This is a genomic window from Streptomyces sp. NPDC051452, assembly GCF_044454765.1.
Classification (GTDB): Bacteria; Actinomycetota; Actinomycetes; order Streptomycetales; family Streptomycetaceae; genus Streptomyces.
In genome coordinates, this window is record NZ_JBITEB010000002.1 from 109,201 (window position 1) to 130,010 (window position 20,810).

Sequence of the window (20,810 nt, forward strand, 5' to 3'; positions counted from 1 at the left end):
CGGCCGGGGGCGCCGGCCGCCGCTACTCCATGGCGGGCCGGCCGGTCAGCGAGATCAGGCTGCTGCGCACGTTGTCCATGTGCGCCCGTACGTCGTCCCACATCTCACGGTGCTCACGCAGCACCTGCTCCGTCTCCCGGACGACGTTCTCCTCGCGCACGCGCGCGTCGGCGACGATCTCGGCGGCACGCGCCTCCGCCTCCTCCTGAGCGCGGCTCGCGTACTCCTCCGCCTCGGCGAACTCCCGCTCGGCCTCGGCCAGCTCGCGCTCCGCCCGGCCGACCCGCTCGGCGAGCGCGGGATCGAGCGTCTCCAGGTCGGCGGTGTCCTCGCGCTCGGCCAGCGCCCACCGCTCGGCGTGCTCCCGGGACTGCTCGGCGAGCATGGCGGCGGTGGCCTGCCGTGCCTCGCGCACCGCGGCCAGGGCCTGCCCGCGCCGCTCCTTCACCTCGCGCCGGGCGCCGACGCGGAGGTCCTCGGCCTCGGCGCCCGCGGCGAGGAGCAGCCGGCGGGCCCTGTCGTCGGCGTCCGCGCAGAGCGCGTCGGCCGCCTTCCGCGCCTCCTGGAGCAGGTTTTCGGCGTCCGCCTCGGCCTGCGCGACCTGCTCGCGCGCCGCACGCAGGGTGCGTTCGCGGAGGTCGGCCGCCTCCTCCAGCACGAACTGGAACAGGCTCCGCGCGCCCTCGCCGAGCGTCTCGTACTCCTGGGGCGTGAGCCGGGAGACGACGTCCCGCATCCGCGCGGCCTCCGCCCCCATGTCCTTGGCGAGCACGGTCAGACGCGCGGCCCGTTCCCAGGCGGCGTCCCTGTCTTGCGACAGTGCCTCCAGGTAGGCCTCGACCTGCTCGGGGCGGTAGCCGCGCCCCCGGACCGTCACGAAGTCGTGCGGCGGCATCGCTGCGCTGCTCACCCTGGGAACCCCTCTCCACCGGACATACACGACAGGACGGTTCGCGCACATCTTGATGGATCGGACGTAAGTGTGCATAACGCGACACTCCGCAGCCACCTCCCGGCGAGGCGGCCGCACTTCAGGGGTGGAGTGGCGGGCCCCCTGGCACCAGGCACCGGCGGACACCGGCCGGCCCCGCGCCAGACCGTCCCGGGTGCCGGCACGGCACGGCGGACGACACGGTCGGCGCGGCCTTCTCCCACGGTGGCCGAGGACGGCCACCACCACCCGTTCGGCGGACCGACGCACCGGCCGGTCCGCCACCGGCCCGGCCAGGAGACGTGTCCCGGCCGGCGAGCGTCAGAGCAGGCCGTCCCACATCTGCTCCAGCAGCACCGACCACCAGCTCTCCGGGGAGCCGAGCGCCGCCGGGTCCAGCGAGGCCAGCTGCCCCTGGAAGTCCACGGTCCAGCGGCCCGCCTGCTCCTGGTTCAGCCCGTACCGCAGACGCCACATCCGGCCCAGCAGCGCCAGACAACGCGCGAACTCCGGCAACCCGCTGTTCACGAACTGCGGCGGCACCGGAGCACCGCCCGGACCCGCCTCCACCGGCACGGCCACGATGTTCGCCGTGCCGTACTGCACACAGATCGCCTTGCCGAAGTCGGTGCCCATGACGAGGTACGACCCGGCGTCCGCCGCCGGCGCCACCCCGCGCTCGGCCGCCAGCTCCGCCAGCGTCGGCACCGGACGGCCCGGTTGCGCCTGCGCCCAGAAGAAGGGGCCCATGTCCAGCGGCAGCCCCGCCACGACCAGCGTGTGCGCCACGATCGGCGGCACACCCTGCCGCGACACCGCCTGCTGCTCGAACCGGAAGACCCCCGGCCCGAACGCGCCCGCCAGCTCCTGCGCGATCGCCTCCGGCGGGATCGCCGGCGCGGCGGGCACCGGCGGCAGCGGCGCCCGCAGCGGCGCCGGCCGCGCGGGACCGTCGGCCACCTGGTGCAACTCGCCCTGGTGCGCCAGCAACTGCGCCATGCCCTGCTGCCGGCTCGCGTGATCCGTGCCGTACGGCGCGATGCTCGCGATCCGCGCCTGCGGCCACTGCTCGCGGATCATGCGTGCGCAGTAGGCGCCCGGCAGCTCGCACGACTCCAGTTCGGTGTGCAGCTCCAGCACCTGGTCCGGCGGCACGTTCATCGCGCGCAGCTCGTGGAAGATCTGCCACTCCGGGTGTGGTGTGCCCGGTGCCGAACGCCGGATGAGCTGCTGCTCCGAACCGTCCTGCGCCCGGTAGCGCAGCACCGCCTGGTAGCCGGGGCCGACCGTCGGCTGCCCCTGCTGCGGATACCCGTACGCCGGCGGCCGCCCCGGCACCGGCGCACCCGGCGGCATCGGCTGGGGGGCGCCCTGCGCACCCGGCGGCATGCCGAAAGCGCCGGGGGCGGGCGGCGGGGGCACGCCCGGGCCGGCCGCGGGGGGCGCGGACAGCACGGTCTCGGCATGATGCACGGCACCGGGCGCGCCGGGGCCGGGTACCGCGGCGGGCGCCCCGGGGGGCTGCGGAGCGCCGGGTCCCGCGGGCGCGCCAGGGGCGTTCGGGACGCCCGGAGCGCCCGGAGGCCGCGGTGCGCCGCCGCCCATCCGGCCGGGGTCGGCGAACACCGTGGCCGCGTGATGCACGTTGCCCGCGGACGCGTCGGACGGCCCGTCAGGTCCCTGCGGCGCCTCGGGGCCGAGTGCCGACACGAGCTGCGTCGGCACATACCCGCCCGCGGGCGCGCCCGGCGGGGGCGGGACAGGCGCGCCACCCGGGCGCGCGCCCGGCGCACCGGGAACGCCCGGCGGGGGCGGCGGCGCACCCACACCACCGCGTGGCTTCCTCGGCGGCGGCGCCGCCTTGCTCGTCGCGGCGTCCGCGATGTCCCCGGCGTTCGGCGCGAGACGCCGCTCGGCGGCGTCCGGCCCCGCCGCGGGCCGCGGCGCGTCCGCGACACCGTCCGGCGCCGGCGGGTAGCCGTACCCGGGGAAAGCCTGTACGGCGGCCGGACCCTGCGGGTAGCCGTACGTCGGGGCGCCCGGCGGCGGCGTACCCGCGACCGCGGGCCCCTGCGGGTAGCCGTACGGCGGCGTTCCCGGCGGCGGCGGAGGCACGCTGCCCGCCGGCGCACCCGGCGCACCCGGCGCACCCGGCGTACCCGGCGCGTTCGGGGCGGGCGCGGGAACCGGGGCGCCGCCCGGGGAAACCTCCTGCGCTCCCGGAGCGTCGACCGCCGGCGCGACGGCCGTCCTGGGCAGCTGACTGCCGCCCGGCAGCAACGCCGTCCTGGCATCCGGCACAGCTGCCGGCGGCCCTGCGGCCTCGCCGTCCGAATCGCCCAACGGCGGTGAGAACACCGTCGCCGGCAACGGCACGGACCGGTCGTCCTCGCCGGCGCTCGCGTTCGTGTCCGTACCCGCCCAGGGCGTCGCCCCGGTCGGCACGTCCGCCGGTACGTCCGCCAACGGCGCCCCGGCCCGCGTCTGCGCCAACCCCGCCCCATGGGGCGGGGCTTCACCATCGGATCCCGCACCGGAACCGGCATCGGCCTCCGCGCGCCCACCGTCGGCGCCGCCCCCGTCCGCCGGCCGCCGGTCGGCGAGGCCCAGTTTGTCCGCCGCCTCCTGCAACCACTCCGGAGGAGACAGCAGGAAGGACGTCTGGTTCAGGTCGACACGGGCCGCGGCGGCCGCCGGCACCGCGTCGCGCGGCTCGTCCGGCCGCCCGTACTCCTCCTCGTACCGGCGGATCACCTCACCCACCGGCAGCGCCGGCCACAGCGTGGCCTCCCCGCTGTCCCGGGCGATGACGAGCCGCTGCGCACCCGCGTCCGAACGCGGGCCCTCCGCACGGTCCTCGCCCCACACCACGAACCCCAGCTCGTACTCCCGCACCCGCACCTCACGATGCTGGTAGGCGGGGACGTCACCGTTGATCCACTCCTCGGCGCGCTCCTGCGCCTGCGCGTAGGTCACCATCGCCAGCTCACTCCCCCACCGGGCCGGAAGACGCCACACCGGAGGACACCCCGGAGGCCACCGGGACGACCTGGACGAAACCGCCGTCCACCATCAGATTCGCCACCGTCTCCAACTCCGGCGGATCACCGGCCAGCCGGGACAGGAACACGTCGAAGTCGTCGGCGCACGGCAGCAGCAGACGCTCCACCCGCTCCGCCGGCGACCACGACGGATCCACGTCCCGCACATCGTCGTACGCGCAGAACCACACCGAACCGACCCGCTCGCCCTTCACCTTCACCGCGAGCAGACCACCCTGCACGAACGCGACACCCAGAAAGTCCTTCGTCAGGTGGTCGCGCAGACACTTGTTGACGTACACCAGGTCGTTGACCGCGGCCTCGTCACGCACCGTGAAGAACGGCTGGTCCAGCAGCAGCCCCAGCTCGGCGAAGAGCGCCGTGCCCACCGGCGCGCAACCGCCCGCCGCCTTCAGGAACGAACGGTAGGCGCCGGGCAGCCGGAAACCGAGGTCCTCCTCGACACCCTGCACCTGCCCCTCCGTCACCGCCACACCCGACTTCGGCAACCCGAAATGCGCCGGCCGCGTCTCCTGCAACGGGCGCGTCCCCCGCTTGGCATGGTCCACCGGCGCAGTCGCCACCCCACCGTGGTGCCGCAGCAACGCCTTCACCTCGACCGGCACCAACTCCAGCCGCCGCGTCCCCGCCACGTGATGCCACGTCCAGCCGTGCGGCGTCGCCACGTCCGCCACCGTGTCCCACAACTCGTGCCCCGCCGCCGCCAGCGCCGCGTTCGCCGACACGAAGTCCGTCAGCCGCAACTCGTCGACACCGAAACCCTCCGGCGGCTCGGCGACCTCCACCGCCACGCGCGCGTACGCCGAGAAATCCGGGTAACCGTGCTCGTCCACCCGTACCCCTCTCGGGTGACGTGCCGCCCGGACCGGATCCGGGAAGTGCACCACCTGCCCGGCGTAGGCCGCGTTCGGCGGCGCGGCTTGTGCCCCGGCCTGACGGCTGGGCGGTGCCCCCAGCCCGACCCGACCTGTCGTCATGGCGGTTGCCCCCTGCGCGGTTCTCTCTGGCCTGAACGGCGGTGTCCTTCGCGGATGGCGACAGCCTATGCGGTACACGAACCCCGGTCACCGGCCCGCCGCATCCCCACGGACACCACCCCTCCGCTTCCGTGACCAGCCGTCACCCCACGGTCACCACCCCACCCTCCCCGGGCGTGTCGCGGCGCCCCAGCTTCCGCACCAGCCACGGCATTTGGCACCCTGTGTCCTTCGGGGGGATGCCCGGGGAGGGGAGAACGACGATGAACACCATGCGGACCGGAGGTACGGACGTGCGGGCCGGAGACCCTCGCATCGACTGGAGCGGCACCGACACACGCCCCGCCCCCGCCCTGCGCCACCGCCGCGACGGCATCCTGCCCACCGTCGCCGCGGCCCTCTCCGTACGCGGCACCACCCTCACCGGCACCGCCGCCCGCGGCGAGGAACCCCCCACCCTGCACCCCCTCGTCCAGGACTTCCTGGACACCCTCACCAGCGCCCAGCGCGACCGCTTCACCGGCCGCTGCGCCGAGACCATCCTCATCTCCCGGCAGGTCACCGCGGCCGACGCCGCCCGCAGCAAACGCGCCACCCGCAGGCCCATGACCAACAGCGAAGCGCGCAAAGCACTCAAACACGCCAAACTCACCGCCCGCCGCATACGCGAGGACGGCGATCCCCGCCACGGCAGCTTCGCCACCCCCTGCCGAGCCTGCACCGCCCTCAGCGCCCACTTCGGCGTCCGCATCGTCGACCCCACGGCGACCGACGACTGACCGGCCCCGCCCGACCGGCGACCCACCGCACAACACCCGCCGGCCCACGGCGACCGACCACCAAGCACCCCCACGACCCGACGACACCCCGCACCACCAGGCCGGCACGACGAACGAAGAGCAGATGCACCCCGACCGCACCTCCACCACGCGCTTCCCCGTACCCGTCGACGCCGCCCTGCGCGGCGCCGGCTGGCAACCCGGACGCTGGGACATAAAACAGGCCGAGATCTGGGCGGACACCCTGCGCGAGCACTCCTCACCCGCCGGACACCGGCACACCGTCTTCCCCGCCGCCGTCGAGGCCTGGGCCGAATTCGGCGGCCTGCGCATCACCCCCGCCGGACCCGGCCGCCAGATCGCCCCCGCCACCCTCCACCTCGACCCGCTGCACGGCCTCCACCACGCCCGCACCCTCGGCGACCTCGGCCGCGCCCTCGGCACCGAACTGAGCCCCCTCGGAGAGGAGACCGACACCACGGCCCTCCTCGCCATCGACGCCGAAGGCCGCGTCTACGCCCTCGACCACACCGGCGACTGGTACGTCGGCCCCGACATCGACCACGCCCTGGCCACCCTCGTCACCGGCGTCGAACCCATACGCCTCACCGCCGGCTGACCCGCCCGCCCCAGCGCGGGGACCCACCCCTACGCCGGAATCACCGCCGACACCCGAAAGCCACCCGCCTCCGTCGGCCCCGACACGAACACACCACCCAGCGCCACGACCCGCTCCCGCATCCCCACCAGGCCGTTCCCGCCCGACGGCAACCGCGCCGCCGACGCCGACGAAGGCTCCGGCGGCGGCCCGTTCTCCACCTGCATCGCGATCTCCGACACCCGGTGCGCCAGCCGCACCCGCGTCTTCGCACCCGCCGCGTGCTTGTGGACGTTCGTCAACGCCTCCTGCACCACCCGATACGCCGTCTGCTCGACCTCCGCCGCGTAGGAGCGCCCCTCCCCCTCCACCGACAGGTCCACCACCATCCCCGCCGCCGCCGACTGCCCGACCAGCTCCTCCAGCTCCGACAGCCACGGCCCCTCCGCCGCGCCCTCCTCACCGGCCGCCCGCCAAGCCGCCGCCGCGGCCGCCTCCCGCACCGCCGCCAACGGCACCGGCGCGGCCCGCCGCCCCGCGTCCTCACCGGCCCGCAGCACCCCGAGCATCTCCCGCAGCTCGGTCAACGCCTGCCGGCCCATGTCCCCCACCAGCGCGGCATTGCGCACCGCCTTCTCCGGGTCCTTGCGCGCCACCGCCTGCAACGCCGCCGCGTGCACCACCATCAGACTCACCCGATGCGCGACGACGTCGTGCATCTCCCGGGCGATCCGGGTGCGCTCCTCGCTGCGCGCCCACTCCGCCCGCTCCTCCGCCCGCTCCGCGAGCAGCTGGAGCTCGCGCTCCAGGGAGTCCGCCCGCTCCCGCAGGCTCTCCATCAACCGCCGCCGAGCCCCCACGTACAGACCCAGCAGCACCGGCGGCGCCGTCAGCCCCAGCGACGTCGTGACCGCCGCGAACGGCACGAACCAGTCACCGAGCGTCAGATCACCGCGCGCCATGTCCTGCCGGACCCGCACGAACGTCACGATCATCGTGCCCACCAGCGACATCCCCGCCAGGGCGCCGATGACCCGCCGCGGCAGCTCACACGCCGCCAGCGTGTACAGCCCGACGACGCCCATCAGGAAACCCATCTCGGCCGGCGTGATCGCGATCGCCACCAGCACCACCGCGATCGGCCACCTGCGCCGCACCAGCAGCGCCGAACCGGCGACCAGCCCGAACACGATCCCCACCGCCATCGGCAGGCCCGCGTCCCGGGCGAACGGGATCCCCTCCGCGCCGCACTCCACCGCCGACACCAGCGCGAGACTCCCGTCGAGCACCGCGCTGCGCCACCTCGCCCACCACCAGGGGCCGGTCAAGCCCCTGTCATGGTCTTCCCCCGTCGTGGTCATGTGTCCAGCCTACGGGCGACACGTGCGGCATTTCCGGTGAGTTTCCCCGACCTCCACACACCACACCCACGGCCGTACGGCCTCGAAACCGACCCCGATCGCTCGAACTGGTGAACCCCCGCCGTTCGAGCCCGCGAGGGGGCCTCCCCCGCGGACGGTAGGGCGTATGACACACGGTTTCGGCGAACGCGCCGACCTCGACACCCTCCGCGAGCGGGCCGTCGCCCTGCGCCGCGCCGGCCACAGCCTCCGACGGATCCGGGACGAACTGAAGGTCTTCAACAACGACCTCCTCAACCAGCTGGTCGGGGGCGAACCCCCGCCCGAGCCGACGAAACACCCCCGGGCCAGGGACGACCTGCGAGCCAAGGCCCGCGAACTACGCCTGCGGGGCTGGACCTACGACCGCATCCAGCTCGAACTGGGCTGCTCGAAGAGCTCGGTCTCCCTATGGGTACGGGACCTTCCGAGGCCGGAGCGGCGCGACCCCACGGAGCAGGCGAAGCTCGCGGCCGCGAAACGCTGGGAGCACGAGCTGGCCGTACGGGACGAGACGCGACGCCGGACCAAGTCGGCCGCCGCCGCCGAGATCGGCGCACTGAGCGAACGCGACCTCTTCCTGACGGGCGTCGCCCTCTACTGGGCCGAGGGCGGCAAGGACAAGCCGTACGCACGGCGCGAGAACGTGGAGTTCGTCAACAGCGACCCCGGCGTGATCCGGATCTTCCTCGCCTGGCTGGACCTGCTCGGGGTCGAGCGCGAACGCCTCCGCTGCCGGGTCATGATCCACGCCACGGGGGACATCGCGGGCGCCGAACGCCACTGGGCCGACATCGTCGGCCTCGACGTCTCCATGTTGCAGCGGACCACCATCAAGAGGCACAACCCGAAGACCGTTCGCAAGAACGTCGGCGACAACTACCGGGGCTGCCTTGTCGTCAAGGTCTTGCGGGGAGCGGAGCTGTACCGTCGCATCGAAGGCTGGTGGTGCGGCATAGTAGGTGCCGCGACCTCAACGGACTAGCTAAATGTCCGTTTAGTGAGCTATATAATCCCCTGTGGTGTAATCGGCAACACGGGTCACTTTGGATGATTTGTTCCAGGTTCGAGTCCTGGCAGGGGAGCTGCACACGCGACCGGGCCCTGACACCACCGTCAGGGCCCGCACTCGTACCCCCTCCAACCCGCCCCGGTATCCTGCGGCTGTCACCCCCACCCATCCAGAGCCGAAGGGCAACCCCGTGAGCGCCATCCGCCCGGCAGCCGTCGTCGTTCTCGCAGCGGGTGAGGGCACCCGTATGAAGTCGGCCACACCCAAGGTCCTCCATCAGATCTGCGGCCGCTCCCTGGTCGGCCACGTCCTGGCCGCCGCCCGCGAGTTGGACCCCGCGCAGCTCGTCGTCGTCGTGGGGCACGCCCGTGAGCAGGTCACCGAGCATCTGACCGGGATCGACCCGCAGGCGCGCACGGCCGTACAGGCGGAGCAGAACGGCACCGGGCACGCGGTGCGCATGGGCCTGGAGGAGCTGGGCGGGGCCGTGGACGGCACCGTGGTCGTGGTGTGCGGGGACACCCCGCTGCTGACCTCGGACATGCTGGCGCGGCTCGCGCGGACGCACGAGGCGGACGGCAACGCCGTCACCGTGCTGACCGCCGAGGTGCCGGACGCGACGGGTTACGGCCGGATCGTGCGGGACGAGGCGACCGGTGCGGTGACGGCGATCGTGGAGCACAAGGACGCCTCCGACGCCCAGCGGTCGATCCGGGAGATCAACAGCGGGGTGTTCGCGTTCGACGGGCAGTTGCTCGCGGACGCGTTGAAGAAGGTGCGGACGAACAACAGCCAGGGCGAGGAGTACCTGACCGACGTGCTCGGGATCCTGCGGGAGGCCGGGCACCGGGTCGGTGCCTCGGTGGCCGCGGACCATCGGGAGATCGCCGGGATCAACAACCGGGTGCAGCTCGCCGAGGCCCGCCGGATCCTCAACGACCGGTTGCTGACCCGGGCGATGCTGGACGGCGTGACGGTCGTCGACCCGGCGACCACCTGGGTGGATGTGACCGTGACCTTCGAGCAGGACGCGATCGTGCATCCGGGCACGCAGCTGAGCGGGTCCACGCATCTGGGCGAGGGCGCCGAGGTCGGGCCGAACAGCCGGCTGAAGGACACCAAGGTGGGTCCGGGCGCGCGGGTGGACAACACGGTGTCGGACGGGGCGCGGATCGGCGCTCAGGCGTCCGTGGGGCCGTACGCGTATCTGCGTCCCGGTACCCGGCTGGGTGTGAAGGCGAAGATCGGCACGTATGTGGAGACGAAGAACTCCGCCATCGGCGAGGGGACGAAGGTGCCGCACCTGTCCTATGTCGGTGACGCGACGATCGGTGATCATACGAACATCGGCGCGGCGAGCGTGTTCGTGAACTACGACGGTGAGAACAAGCACCACACCACGATCGGTTCGCACTGCAAGACCGGTTCGGACAACATGTTTGTGGCTCCTGTCACGATCGGGGACGGTGCCTACACCGCCGCCGGGTCCGTGATCACGAAGGATGTGCCGCCCGGTTCGTTGGCCGTGGCCCGTGGCCAGCAGCGGAATATCGAGGGTTGGGTGGCGCGCAAGCGTCCTGGTAGCGCGTCGGCGAAGGCGGCCGAGGCGACGTCCCGGCGGGGCGAGAGCGAGGACTGACCGGAAACGGGCGCGTCGAACACGGCGTACCGTGATAAGTGCACATCCGCACGTGTGCATCCCGCATCCTTGCCAGCTGATACGGCCTCTCCTGCCCAGCCGAGTGGTCGCCGAGCAGCAGGCTGGCTGAGACAACCTCTGAGGAGACAGTGCTGTGACCGGGATCAAGACGACCGGCGAGAAGAAGATGATGTTCTTCTCCGGCCGCGCCCACCCCGAGCTTGCCGAGGAGGTCGCCCAGCAGCTGGGTGTCGGGGTTGTCCCGACGAAGGCCTTCGACTTCGCGAACGGTGAGATCTACGTCCGTTACCAGGAGTCGGCGCGGGGTGCGGACTGCTTCGTGATCCAGAGCCACACGGCTCCGATCAACCAGTGGATCATGGAGCAGCTGATCATGATCGACGCGTTGAAGCGTGCTTCGGCGCGTTCCATCACGGTGATCGTGCCGTTCTACGGTTACGCGCGGCAGGACAAGAAGCACCGGGGTCGTGAGCCGATCTCGGCGCGTCTGATCGCGGATCTGATGAAGACGGCGGGTGCCGACCGCCTGTTGACGGTGGATCTGCACACGGACCAGATCCAGGGCTTCTTCGACGGCCCGGTGGACCATCTGTTCGCGTTGCCGCTGCTGGCGGACTACGTGGGTCGCAAGGTGGACCGGCAGAAGCTGACGGTGGTGTCGCCGGACGCGGGCCGCGTGCGGGTGGCGGACCGGTGGTGTGACCGGCTCGGTGCGCCGCTGGCGATCGTGCACAAGCGGCGTGACAAGGACGTGGCGAACCAGGTGACCGTCCACGAGGTCGTGGGTGAGGTCAAGGGTCGCGTGTGTGTGCTGGTGGACGACATGATCGACACCGGTGGGACGATCTGCGCGGCCGCGGACGCGCTGTTCGCGCATGGCGCGGAGGACGTCATCGTGACGGCGACGCACGGTGTGCTGTCGGGTCCGGCGGCGGACCGGCTGAAGAACTCGCGGGTGAGTGAGTTCGTGTTCACGAACACGCTGCCGACGCCGTCGGAGCTGGGCCGGGATCTGGAGAAGATCACGGTGTTGTCGATCGCTCCGACCATCGCGAGCGCGGTGCGTGAGGTCTTCGAGGATGGCTCGGTGACCAGCCTCTTCGACGAGCAGTGAGGTTTCTGCGGGTCTTTCGCCGCGTTGGTTCGGCGAGCTGACCGAAGATCCTTTTGGTGCGGCCTGCCTCGCCGAGTAAACTACTGCAGTTGCTCGGCGAGGGAGGCCGTACTCCGTTTCAGGACGGGTGCGGTGATCCGTTATCGACGCGCTCTTCGTAGCAGGCCGTTCGTGGCCGGGTGACCACGTCCGTTCCGAGTTCTACGAGGAGTGATCCGTATGTCCGAGGTCAAGCTCACCGCCGAGACCCGCACCGAGTTCGGCAAGGGTGCCGCGCGCCGCATCCGCCGCGACAACAAGGTTCCGGGTGTTCTCTACGGCCACGGTTCCGACCCGCTGCACCTGACCCTCCCGGGCCACGAGCTGCTGCTGGCGCTGCGTACGCCGAACGTCCTGATCTCCCTGGACATCGACGGCAAGACCAACGAGCTGGCGATCCCGAAGTCCGTGGCGCGCGACCCGCTGAAGGGCTTCCTGGAGCACGTCGACCTGCAGCTGGTCAAGCGCGGCGAGAAGGTCACGGTCGAGATCCCGGTCCACACCGAGGGCGAGCTGGCCCCCGGTGGCAACCTGCTCGAGCACGTGCTGAACGCGCTCCCGGTCGAGGCCGAGGCCACCCACATCCCCGAGGCCGTCACGGTCTCCGTCGAGGGCCTGGCGGCCGGTGCCTCCATCCTGGCCAAGGACATCTCCCTGCCGTCCGGCGTGAAGCTGACCGTCGAGGACGACGCCGTCGTCCTGCAGGTCCTGGCCGCGCAGGCCGAGGAGACCGAGGGCGAGGCGTCCGAGGGCGAGGGCGAAGAGGCCGCCGAGGCCTGATCCGGGCCGGCGGCATCATCTGTTCAGCCGTCGCTTCCCTCGCGGGGAGCGGCGGCTGGCGCGTATCAAGGAGACATGGACGTGACCACCCCCGTCAGTGGCGGACCCTGGCTGGTCGTCGGGCTCGGCAATCCCGGGCCGGAGTACGCCATGAACCGGCACAACGTCGGTTTCATGGTGGCCGATCTGCTCGCCGAGCGGATCGGGGGGAAGTTCAAGCGGGCGGGCAAGGCGCAGGCGCAGGTGCTGGAGGGGCGGATCGGTCCGGCGGGGCCGGGGAGCCGCCGGGTGATCCTGGCCAAGCCGATGTCGTACATGAACCTGTCCGGTGGTCCGGTGAACGCGCTGCGGGACTTCTACAAGGTGCCGGTGGGCAACGTCGTCGCGGTCCATGACGAGCTGGACATCGACTACGGCACGCTGCGGCTGAAGCTGGGCGGTGGCGACAACGGGCACAACGGGCTGAAGTCGATGACGAAGGCGATGGGGGCGGACTACCACCGGGTGCGGTTCGGGATCGGGCGGCCGCCGGGGCGGATGCAGGTGGCGGACTTCGTGCTGAAGGACTTCGCGTCGGCGGAGCGCAAGGAGCTGGACTACTTCGTGGACCGGGCGGCGGACGCGGTGGAGTGTCTGGTGACGGAGGGGCTGGAGCGGGCGCAGGGTTCGTACAACTCCTGACTTGTCCGCCCCTGGCGTCCGGGGAAGTTGACCGCGCGTGCCGGCATGGCCAATGATCCCGGCCATGCCCGCCACCCCTGTGTCCGCTCGCCAGGCGTCCGTGTCCGCGTTGCGTCTCGGACGGGTCGCCGCCATGGGGGCTCTCGCCGCGCTGATCGTGTTCGCCGGGGTGTGGGGTTCCTGGGGGACCGCGCAGCACGTGATGCTGCCGAAGGGCCGGGAGCAGGGCACGGTGCGGGTGTCGGCCTGCGCGGGTGACGTGTGTACGGGGCCGTTCAGACCGGTGTCGGCCGGCGCGTCGGCACGCCCGCGGGTGGAGCTGGCGCGGTCGGTCGTGGTGCGCCGGGGGGCGACGTACGACGTCGTGCTGAAGCCCGGCACGGCGGACGCGGTCCGTTCGGGGCCGGCGGGGGTGCTGTACGCGTGGTTGCCGCTGGGCGGGGCGCTGCTGCTGGCCTCGGTGGTGGTCGCGGGCGGGATGCGGCTGACGCGGGCGGCGTGGCTGCTGGGGCTGTCGGGGCTGGCCTTGCTGACGGCGGCGTTCGTGGCGTCGCAGTGAGCGTGGACGGGGCCGCCCCCGGGATCGAGGATCCCGGGGGCGGCTTTTTCGCGTGTGGGTGAGGGTCAGCCGGTGTTGCGCAGGCCGGCGGCCACGCCGTTGACGGTGAGCAGCAGGGCGCGCGCGAGCAGCGGGTCGGGCTCCGCGCCGGCGGCGGCCGCGTCACGCTGGCGCTTGAGCAGGGTGACCTGGAGGTAGGAGATCGGGTCCAGGTAGGCGTCGCGGATGGTGAAGGTCTGCTTCAGTTCGGGCTGGGCGTCGAGCAGTTCCTTCTCGCCGGTGATCCGCAGGACCTCGCGGACGGTCAGTTCGTGTTCGGCCTTGATGGTGTCGAACACGTGCTTGAGTTCGTCGGGGACGAGGGTGTCGACGTAGTGCTGGGCGATCCGCAGGTCGGTCTTGGCGAGGGTCATCTCGACGTTGGACATGAAGTTGCGGAAGAAGTGCCACTGCTGGTGCATCTCGTCGAGCACGGTGTCGCCCTCCTGCCGCAGGCCGCTCTCGCGCAGGGCCTTGAGGCCGGAGCCGACGCCGAACCAGCCGGGGACGATCTGCCGGGACTGGGTCCAGCCGAACACCCACGGGATGGCGCGCAGGCCGTCGAGTGAGACGCCGGAGCCGGGGCGGCGGGAGGGCCGGGAGCCCAGGTGCAGGTCGGCGAGCTGGTCCACCGGTGTCGACGCGAGGAAGTACGTCGGCAGGTCCGGGTCCTCGACGAGGGCGCGGTAGGCGGCGTGGGCGGCTTCCGAGACGACGTCCATCGCGGCGTCCCAGCGGGCGAGGGCCTCGTCGGACTGGCGGGGCGCGGTGTGCAGGGCGGAGGCCTGCAGGGTGGCCGCGACGGTCAGTTCCAGGTTCTCCCGGGCGAGGGAGGGGATGAGGTACTTGTCGGAGATGACCTCGCCCTGCTCGGTGACCTTGATCTCGCCCTCCAGGGTGCCCCAGGGCTGGGCGAGGATGGCGTCGTGGGAGGGGCCGCCGCCGCGGCCGACGGTGCCGCCGCGGCCGTGGAAGAGGCGCAGGCGTACGCCGTAGCGGTGGGCGACGTCGCGCAGCCGGCGCTGGGCGCGGTGGATCTCCCACTGGCTGGTGGTGATGCCGCCGAACTTGGAGGAGTCGGAGTAGCCGAGCATGACCTCCTGGACGTCGCCGCGCAGCGCGACCAGGCGCCGGTAGGACGGGTCGGAGAGCATCTCCTCGAGGATGGTGTCGGCGGCCCGCAGCTCGTCGGTGGTCTCCAGCAGGGGGACGATGCCGATCTTCGCCCAGCCGGCGTGCAGGTCCAGCAGGCCGGCCTCGCGGGCGAGGACGGCGGCGGCGAAGACGTCGTCGGCGCCCTGGCACATGGAGATGATGTAGGACTCGATGACCTCGGGGCCGAAGACCTCCAGGGCCTTCTTGACGGTCTCGAAGACGCCGAGCGTCTTGGTGCCGGCCGCGTCGACGGGTGCCGGGGAGGAGGCGAGGGGCCGCCGGGAGCGCAGTTCCTTGGCGAGGAGCCTGGCCCGGTACTCGCGGGGCATGTCGGCGTAGCGCCAGGACTCCTCGCCGAGGCGGTCGAAGAGCTGGCCGAGGGCGTGGTGGTGGGCGTCGGCGTGTTCGCGCACGTCGAGGGTGGCCAGCTGGAGGCCGAAGGCGGCCAGGGTGCGGATGGTGCGGGCGAGGCGGCCGTCGGCGAAGAGGCCGCCGCGGTGCTCGCGCAGGGAGGTCTGGATGATCCGCAGGTCGCCGAGGAGTTCGCCGGTGCCGAGGTAGTCGCGGCCCTCCTCGTGCGGGATGCCCTTGGCGAGGCGCTGCTTGGTGTTCTCCAGCTTCTGCCGGATGCAGGTGGCCTTGAGCCGGTAGGGCTCCTCGGCGTTGAGCCGCTTGTAGCGGGGGCTGATCTCGGGCAGCTTCTCGAGGTCGGCGCGCAGGGACTCCAGGAGTTCTTCCGTGGCTCCGGTGTAACGGATGGAGTTGGAGAGCAGGCCGCGCAGCTCGTCGATCATCTCCAGGGCGTCGTTGATGCCGTGCTCGTGCTGGAGGATGAGGACGTCCCAGGTCACCTGGGGGGTGACGTTGGGGTTGCCGTCGCGGTCGCCGCCGATCCAGGTGCCGAAGGTGAGGGGGCGGGTCTCGTCGGGCAGCTTGACGCCCACCCGCTCCAGTTCCGCGGTCAGGTCCTCCAGGACGTCGCCCACGGCGTCGGCGTGCAGCTCGTCGAGGTAGTAGATGGCGTTGCGGGCCTCGTCGGCGGGCTCGGGGCGGACCACGCGCAGTTCGTCGGTCTGCCAGACGAGGTCGATGTTCTCGGCGAGGCGGATGTCGTGGCGGCGACGGTCGGAGACGAGGACGGGGGTGTCCAGGAGCGCGGCGATGCGCCTGAGCTTGTTGAGGACCGACCGGCGGGCGGCCTCGGTGGGGTGCGCGGTGAACACCGGGCGCACGTTCAGGTGCCGCACGGTCTGGCGCAGGTGCTCGGGATCGGCCTCCTTGAGCCGGTCGGCGGTGCGGGCGAGCAGGCCGCCCTCGGCCGCCCGCTTGGCGCGCAGCTCGCGGCCGCGGTGCACCTGCTCGGTGATGTTGGCCAGGTGGAAGTAGGTGGAGAAGGCGCGGACCAGCTTGGCCGCGGTTTCCAGTTCGATGCCACGCAGCAACTCGGCGGCGGCCTCGCCGTCCTCACGGGTGAGGTGGCGGACCTTCTCGACCAGTTCGAGGAGCTCGGGGCCCTCCTGCCGGACGAGGGTCTCCCCCAGGAGATCACCCAGGCGGCGGATGTCGGCGCGCAGCTCGCTGCCGGTCGTGGTGGTCTGGTCGTCGGCACTGCTCACAGGTGCGGCTCCTTGCAGTGTTGAAGCTCGTCTGGGAGGGAACCCGTCCGTCTGCCACGCGGCGGCGGGCGCCGCATACGGGCCGGAGCGTCCGGGAAGAAACTTCAGCGGACCGCGCTGTCCGACCGAGACCAGGATAGGTGTCCGTCGGGACGCGCAGGCCACGGGGCTCTTGCCGCCGCCCGGCGCGCTGCCATACTTACGTTGCCGTAGGTTACGGAACCGTAGGGTGCCGTCGAGTCCCTTACGGTCCCGGCGGCCCGCACAGAACTTGACCCTCGACCCCACAGGGGACGCGCATGACCTCGAGTTCCGACGTGATCGACGAAGCCCGTAAGGCCACCGACACATCTCCCCCCTCCGCCACGCTGGGCGGCGAGCAGAAGCGTTCGATCGAACAGATCACGCTGCTCCTGTTCATCGTCGTGCCGTTCCTGGCACTGGTGGCGGCCGTGCCGCTGGCCTGGGGCTGGGGGGTGAGCTGGCTCGACGTGGGCCTGCTGGTCTTCTTCTACTTCCTGGGATGCCACGGCGTCACCATCGGTTTCCACCGGTACTTCACCCACGGTTCGTTCAAGGCCAAGCGGCCCCTGCGGATCGCGCTGGCGATCATGGGGTCGATGGCGGTCGAGGGTCCCCTGGTGCGCTGGGTGGCCGATCACCGCAGGCACCACAGGTTCTCCGACGCCGAGGGCGACCCGCATTCGCCGTGGCGGTTCGGGGAGACGCTGCCGGCGCTGATGAAGGGCCTGTGGTGGGCGCACATCGGCTGGATGTTCGACGAGGAGCAGACCCCGCAGGAGAAGTACGCGCCGGATCTGATCAAGGACAAGGCGATCCGGGCGATCTCCCGCCAGTTCGTGCTGTGGACGGCGCTGTCGCTGGCGCTGCCCGCGCTGATCGGCGGTCTGGTGACGATGTCCTGGTGGGGGGCGTTCACCGGGTTCTTCTGGGGCTCGATGGTGCGGGTGGCGCTGCTGCACCACGTGACGTGGTCGATCAACTCGATCTGTCACGCGGTCGGCAAGCGGCCGTTCAAGTCCCGGGACCGCTCGGGCAACGTGTGGTGGCTGGCGGTCCTGTCCTGCGGCGAGTCCTGGCACAACCTGCACCACGCCGACCCGACGTCGGCCCGGCACGGGGTGATGCGCGGGCAGATCGACTCCTCGGCGCGTTTCATCCGCTGGTTCGAGCTGCTCGGCTGGGCGTATGACGTGCGCTGGCCGTCACGCTCGCGTATCGATTCCCGCCGCGACCGCGACCAGGGTGGCTCCCGGCGCCGGAAGGCGGCGGCCGAGGCGGCATGATGGAGGCCGTGGCGACCGATTCCAGCAGCAATCCCGGCAACGACAAGCAGCGGCGGACCCGCCGGACCCGAATGACCGGCGCCGAGCGCCGCCAGCAGCTGCTGGAGATCGGTCGCACCCTCTTCGCGGCGAAGGGATTCGAGGGCACCTCGGTGGAGGAGATCGCGGCGAAGGCCGGGGTGTCCAAGCCGGTGGTGTACGAGCACTTCGGCGGCAAGGAGGGGCTGTACGCGGTGGTGGTCGACCGCGAGATGCGGCGCCTGCTGGACATGGTGACCAGCTCGCTGACCGCCGGCCACCCCCGCGAGCTGTGCGAACAGGCCGCCTTCGCGCTGCTGGACTACATCGAGGAGTACACGGACGGGTTCCGCATCCTGGTGCGCGACTCGCCCATCCCGCAGTCCACGGGTTCCTTCGCCTCGCTGATCTCGGACATCGCCACCCAGGTGGAGGACATCCTGGGCCGCGAGTTCAAGTCCCGCGGCTTCGACTCCAAGCTGGCCCCGCTGTACGCCCAGGCGCTGGTCGGCATGGTGGCGCTGACCGGCCAGTGGTGGCTGGACGTGCGCCGCCCGAAGAAGGCGGAGGTGGCGGCCCATCTGGTGAACCTGGCCTGGCACGGCCTGGACGGCCTGGAGCAGAAGCCACGGCTGATAGGCCACCGCAAGAGCTGAGGTTCGCCGCGAGAGGTGGCCTCGGCGGGACGGCGGACCGGCTCCGTAACCCGCTCGCAGCCGGTCGGCACCCCTTCTCACGTCTCCTTGACGGCCACCGCGAACAGTCGGCGAAACGGCAGGACCGTGCCGTACGGGGCGGTCGGGTAGGCATCCCGTAGCAGGTCCCGGTATTCGGTGAGGAAGGCGTCGCGGGCCTCGGGGTCGTCGGCCAGGGCGGTCAGGGCGGGGCGCAGGCCGGTGCCCTTGACCCAGTCCAGGACCGGGTCGGGGCCGCGCAGGACGTGGAGGTACGTCGTGCGCCAGACGTCGGTGGAGCAGCCGAGGCGGGCCAGGCGGTCCAGATAGGCGCCGGGGGTGTGCACGGAGTCGGTGCGCCGCAGGATGCCGGCGAGGCGGTCCGTCCAGCGGGGGGTGGCGGCGAGGCCGCGCATCAGGGTGTGCAGCGGGGCGTCGATGTTGTCGGGGACCTGGAAGGCGAAGGCGCCGCCGGGCCCGAGTGCGGCGACCCAGTCGGCGAAGCGGTCGGCGTGGCCGGGCACCCACTGGAGGGTGGCGTTGGAGACGATCAGGTCGTACGGCTCCTGGGGCCTCCAGGTGCGGGCGTCGGCGTGGGCGAAGTCCAGCCGGCCGCCGCCGGGCGTGGGGCCCTCGTGGTCGACGTGCGCCTTGTCGAGCATCTCGGGCGAGTTGTCGTAGCCGGTGATGTGCGCGTCGGGCCAGCGCTCGGCGAGCAGCGCGGTGACGTTGCCGGGGCCGCAGCCGAGGTCGGCGATGCGGGGCCGGCCGCCGGGGAGCTCGGGGACGCGGGCGAGGAGGTCGGCGAAGGGGCGGGCGCGGTGGGCGGCGTGGCGGAGGTACTGGGCCGGGTCCCAGCGGGGCGTCGTCATGCCTCCCACCTTCCCCGTCGAGTTATCTTGATGTCAAGAGACTCGGTATCAAGAGACTTCATGTCGACACAACCACTACACTGATCTCCATGGAGGACGAGGTCGATCGGCTGGTCGCAGCGTGGCGCCGGGAGCGTCCGGACCTCGACGTGGAGCCGCTGGAAGTACTCAGCCGGGTGAGCCGACTCGCCCGGCATCTGGACCGCGCGCGCCGGCTCGCCTTCGCCGAGCACCAGCTGGAGCCGTGGGAGTTCGACGTGCTGACCGCGCTCCGGCGCGCGGGCACGCCGTATCAGCTCTCCCCCGGGCAGTTGCTGACCCAGACCCTGGTCACCTCGGGCACGATGACCAACCGCATCGACCGGCTCACCAAGAAGGGCCTGGTCGAGCGGTTGCCCGATCCCAGCGACCGGCGGGGCGTGCTGGTCCGGCTGACCGGGACCGGCCGGGACCGCGCGGACCAGGCACTGGCGGGCCTGCTGGAGCAGGAGCGGGCGATCCTCGCCGAGCTCTCCCGCGGCCAGCGCGGCGAACTGGCCGGACTGCTACGCCAGTTGACCGCCCCGTTCGACAACATCCCGGGCTAGGTCGACCGGTCCGACGCCGGCCCGCCGGGCGAGTGCCACGGCGGCCAGGGTGGAGTGGACGCCGAGCTTGCCGAGGACGTTCTGCATATGGGTGCGCACGGTGTGCGGGGAGAGGAACAGCCGTTCGGCGACCGCCTTGCGGCCGAGCCCGGCGACCATGCAGCGCAGTACCTCGCGCTCGCGCGGGGTGAGGGACTCCACCAGCCGCTCGCTCTCGGTGCGGTGCCGGCGCGCGGCCGTCAGTTCCCTGAGCACCCCGGTGAGCAGCGCCGGCGGCAGATGGGTCTCGTCGCGCAGCACACCGCGTATCACCGTCAGCAGCCGCGACAGCGAGGAGTCCTTGGCGACCCAGCCCGAGGCGCCGGCCTGCAGGGCGAGGGCCGCGCGGCGCGGGTCGTCCTTCTCGGCGATGACGACGACGCGCACGCCGGGCTGAGCGGTCCGCACCCCGGCGACCAGCGAGATCCCGTCGACCAGGCCCTCCTCGTCACCGGCCTGCACGGGGACGGCCGGGCGGGCGCCGGACAGGGTGCCCCCGAGGTCGGAGTCGGCCAGCAGAACGTCGTAGCGGCGGCCCTCGGCGGCCGCGCGCTCCAGACAGCGCAGCGCGGCCGGGCCGCTGCCGGCGGCGGAGACGTCCACGTCGGGCTCGGCGGCCAGGGCGGCGGCGAGCGACTCGGCGAAGATGCGGTGGTCGTCCACGACCAGGACTCGGATACGAACCACGAAACCCCCTTCCCCAGGCTCCGCGCGGAGCAGGGGATACCCAAGGTCCGGAAAGGGTCCGGCGCGCGCCGGTCCGGAGAACAACCCGGCAACGGTCCGGAAACGACGACTCGCGCGGGTACGACACCCAGCGGAGAGGACGCCCGCCGCACGGCCGCCGCCGTCGCGGGGAGTGCTACCCCCACCGCGGGCACCGTACCCGCCTGTCTCGCCCCCTGATCGGC

General features: G+C 72.1%; 18 protein-coding genes and 1 tRNA gene. 12 read left to right on the forward strand and 7 right to left on the reverse strand.

From position 1 onward, the window contains the following. Positions 1 to 22 precede the first annotated feature (22 nt). From ACIBA9_RS05735 to ACIBA9_RS05745, 3 genes are all read right to left on the reverse strand, one after another. A complete protein-coding gene (locus ACIBA9_RS05735) occupies positions 23 to 910 on the reverse strand; it encodes a cellulose-binding protein (protein ID WP_399360080.1) in 888 nt (295 codons plus the stop codon). A gap of 342 nt (positions 911 to 1,252) precedes the next feature. Continuing rightward, on the reverse strand, positions 1,253 to 3,910 hold the full coding sequence (locus tag ACIBA9_RS05740; RefSeq protein WP_399360081.1) for an SUKH-4 family immunity protein: 2,658 nt from the start codon (positions 3,908 to 3,910) through the stop codon (positions 1,253 to 1,255). Positions 3,911 to 3,917: 7 nt separating this feature from the next. Then, positions 3,918 to 4,970: an SMI1/KNR4 family protein gene (locus tag ACIBA9_RS05745; protein WP_399360082.1), complete on the reverse strand. Its 1,053-nt coding sequence runs from the start codon at positions 4,968 to 4,970 to the stop codon at positions 3,918 to 3,920. A 263-nt stretch (positions 4,971 to 5,233) separates the two neighbouring features. Between ACIBA9_RS05745 and ACIBA9_RS05750 the strand changes: the two genes are divergently transcribed. Both ACIBA9_RS05750 and ACIBA9_RS05755 read left to right on the forward strand, forming a co-directional pair. Further along, entirely contained in the window at positions 5,234 to 5,749 is a 516-nt protein-coding gene (locus ACIBA9_RS05750) for a YwqJ-related putative deaminase (protein WP_399360083.1), read from the forward strand. A 124-nt stretch (positions 5,750 to 5,873) separates the two neighbouring features. Continuing rightward, entirely contained in the window at positions 5,874 to 6,368 is a 495-nt protein-coding gene (locus ACIBA9_RS05755) for an SUKH-3 domain-containing protein (protein ID WP_399360084.1), read from the forward strand. A gap of 29 nt (positions 6,369 to 6,397) precedes the next feature. Here the strand turns inward: ACIBA9_RS05755 and ACIBA9_RS05760 are convergent, their stop codons facing one another. Then, a complete protein-coding gene (locus ACIBA9_RS05760) occupies positions 6,398 to 7,708 on the reverse strand; it encodes a sensor histidine kinase (RefSeq protein WP_399360085.1) in 1,311 nt (436 codons plus the stop codon). A 166-nt stretch (positions 7,709 to 7,874) separates the two neighbouring features. Between ACIBA9_RS05760 and ACIBA9_RS05765 the strand changes: the two genes are divergently transcribed. The 7 genes from ACIBA9_RS05765 (at position 7,875) to ACIBA9_RS05795 (ending at position 13,592) form a co-directional block, all read left to right on the forward strand. Next, positions 7,875 to 8,732 carry a hypothetical protein gene (locus tag ACIBA9_RS05765; RefSeq protein WP_399360086.1) on the forward strand — a complete coding sequence of 286 codons (858 nt, stop codon included), beginning with the start codon at positions 7,875 to 7,877 and terminating at the stop codon, positions 8,730 to 8,732. 28 nt (positions 8,733 to 8,760) lie between these two features. Next, positions 8,761 to 8,832: transfer RNA gene (locus tag ACIBA9_RS05770), tRNA-Gln, on the forward strand. A gap of 117 nt (positions 8,833 to 8,949) precedes the next feature. Continuing rightward, complete coding sequence (glmU, locus tag ACIBA9_RS05775; RefSeq protein WP_399360087.1) at positions 8,950 to 10,398, forward strand: bifunctional UDP-N-acetylglucosamine diphosphorylase/glucosamine-1-phosphate N-acetyltransferase GlmU; 1,449 nt, start codon at positions 8,950 to 8,952, stop codon at positions 10,396 to 10,398. A 154-nt stretch (positions 10,399 to 10,552) separates the two neighbouring features. Beyond that, complete coding sequence (locus tag ACIBA9_RS05780) at positions 10,553 to 11,533, forward strand: ribose-phosphate diphosphokinase (protein WP_399360088.1); 981 nt, start codon at positions 10,553 to 10,555, stop codon at positions 11,531 to 11,533. Positions 11,534 to 11,752: 219 nt separating this feature from the next. Continuing rightward, a complete protein-coding gene (locus ACIBA9_RS05785; protein WP_399360089.1) occupies positions 11,753 to 12,352 on the forward strand; it encodes a 50S ribosomal protein L25/general stress protein Ctc in 600 nt (199 codons plus the stop codon). Positions 12,353 to 12,427: 75 nt separating this feature from the next. Further along, positions 12,428 to 13,033, forward strand: coding sequence for an aminoacyl-tRNA hydrolase (pth, locus tag ACIBA9_RS05790; RefSeq protein ID WP_362158188.1), 606 nt, complete (start codon positions 12,428 to 12,430; stop codon positions 13,031 to 13,033). 52 nt (positions 13,034 to 13,085) lie between these two features. Further along, positions 13,086 to 13,592: a hypothetical protein gene (locus ACIBA9_RS05795; protein WP_399361217.1), complete on the forward strand. Its 507-nt coding sequence runs from the start codon at positions 13,086 to 13,088 to the stop codon at positions 13,590 to 13,592. 65 nt (positions 13,593 to 13,657) lie between these two features. On the opposite strand, the gene ppc is transcribed toward ACIBA9_RS05795, so the two are convergent. Beyond that, positions 13,658 to 16,402, reverse strand: coding sequence for a phosphoenolpyruvate carboxylase (ppc, locus tag ACIBA9_RS05800; RefSeq protein WP_399360091.1), 2,745 nt, complete (start codon positions 16,400 to 16,402; stop codon positions 13,658 to 13,660). A 299-nt stretch (positions 16,403 to 16,701) separates the two neighbouring features. On the opposite strand from ppc, the gene ACIBA9_RS05805 reads away from it, so the two are divergent. Together ACIBA9_RS05805 and ACIBA9_RS05810 are read left to right on the forward strand one after the other, a co-directional pair. Continuing rightward, positions 16,702 to 17,709, forward strand: coding sequence for an acyl-CoA desaturase (locus ACIBA9_RS05805; RefSeq protein ID WP_399360092.1), 1,008 nt, complete (start codon positions 16,702 to 16,704; stop codon positions 17,707 to 17,709). Next, on the forward strand, positions 17,706 to 18,383 hold the full coding sequence (locus tag ACIBA9_RS05810) for a TetR/AcrR family transcriptional regulator (RefSeq protein WP_362158197.1): 678 nt from the start codon (positions 17,706 to 17,708) through the stop codon (positions 18,381 to 18,383). The genes ACIBA9_RS05805 and ACIBA9_RS05810 overlap by 4 nt, the downstream gene beginning before the upstream one ends. 77 nt (positions 18,384 to 18,460) lie before the next feature. On the opposite strand, the gene ACIBA9_RS05815 is transcribed toward ACIBA9_RS05810, so the two are convergent. Then, the gene (locus ACIBA9_RS05815) at positions 18,461 to 19,273 is read right to left on the reverse strand and encodes a trans-aconitate 2-methyltransferase (RefSeq protein WP_399360093.1); all 813 of its coding nucleotides are present in this window, start codon (positions 19,271 to 19,273) and stop codon (positions 18,461 to 18,463) included. A gap of 89 nt (positions 19,274 to 19,362) precedes the next feature. Here ACIBA9_RS05815 and ACIBA9_RS05820 point away from each other — a divergent pair, with 89 nt between their 5' ends. After that, positions 19,363 to 19,860 carry a MarR family winged helix-turn-helix transcriptional regulator gene (locus tag ACIBA9_RS05820; RefSeq protein WP_399360094.1) on the forward strand — a complete coding sequence of 166 codons (498 nt, stop codon included), beginning with the start codon at positions 19,363 to 19,365 and terminating at the stop codon, positions 19,858 to 19,860. On the opposite strand, the gene ACIBA9_RS05825 is transcribed toward ACIBA9_RS05820, so the two are convergent. Then, positions 19,819 to 20,586, reverse strand: coding sequence for a response regulator transcription factor (locus ACIBA9_RS05825; protein ID WP_362158205.1), 768 nt, complete (start codon positions 20,584 to 20,586; stop codon positions 19,819 to 19,821). The genes ACIBA9_RS05820 and ACIBA9_RS05825 overlap by 42 nt on opposite strands. Between the last annotated feature and the right edge of the window lie 224 nt (positions 20,587 to 20,810).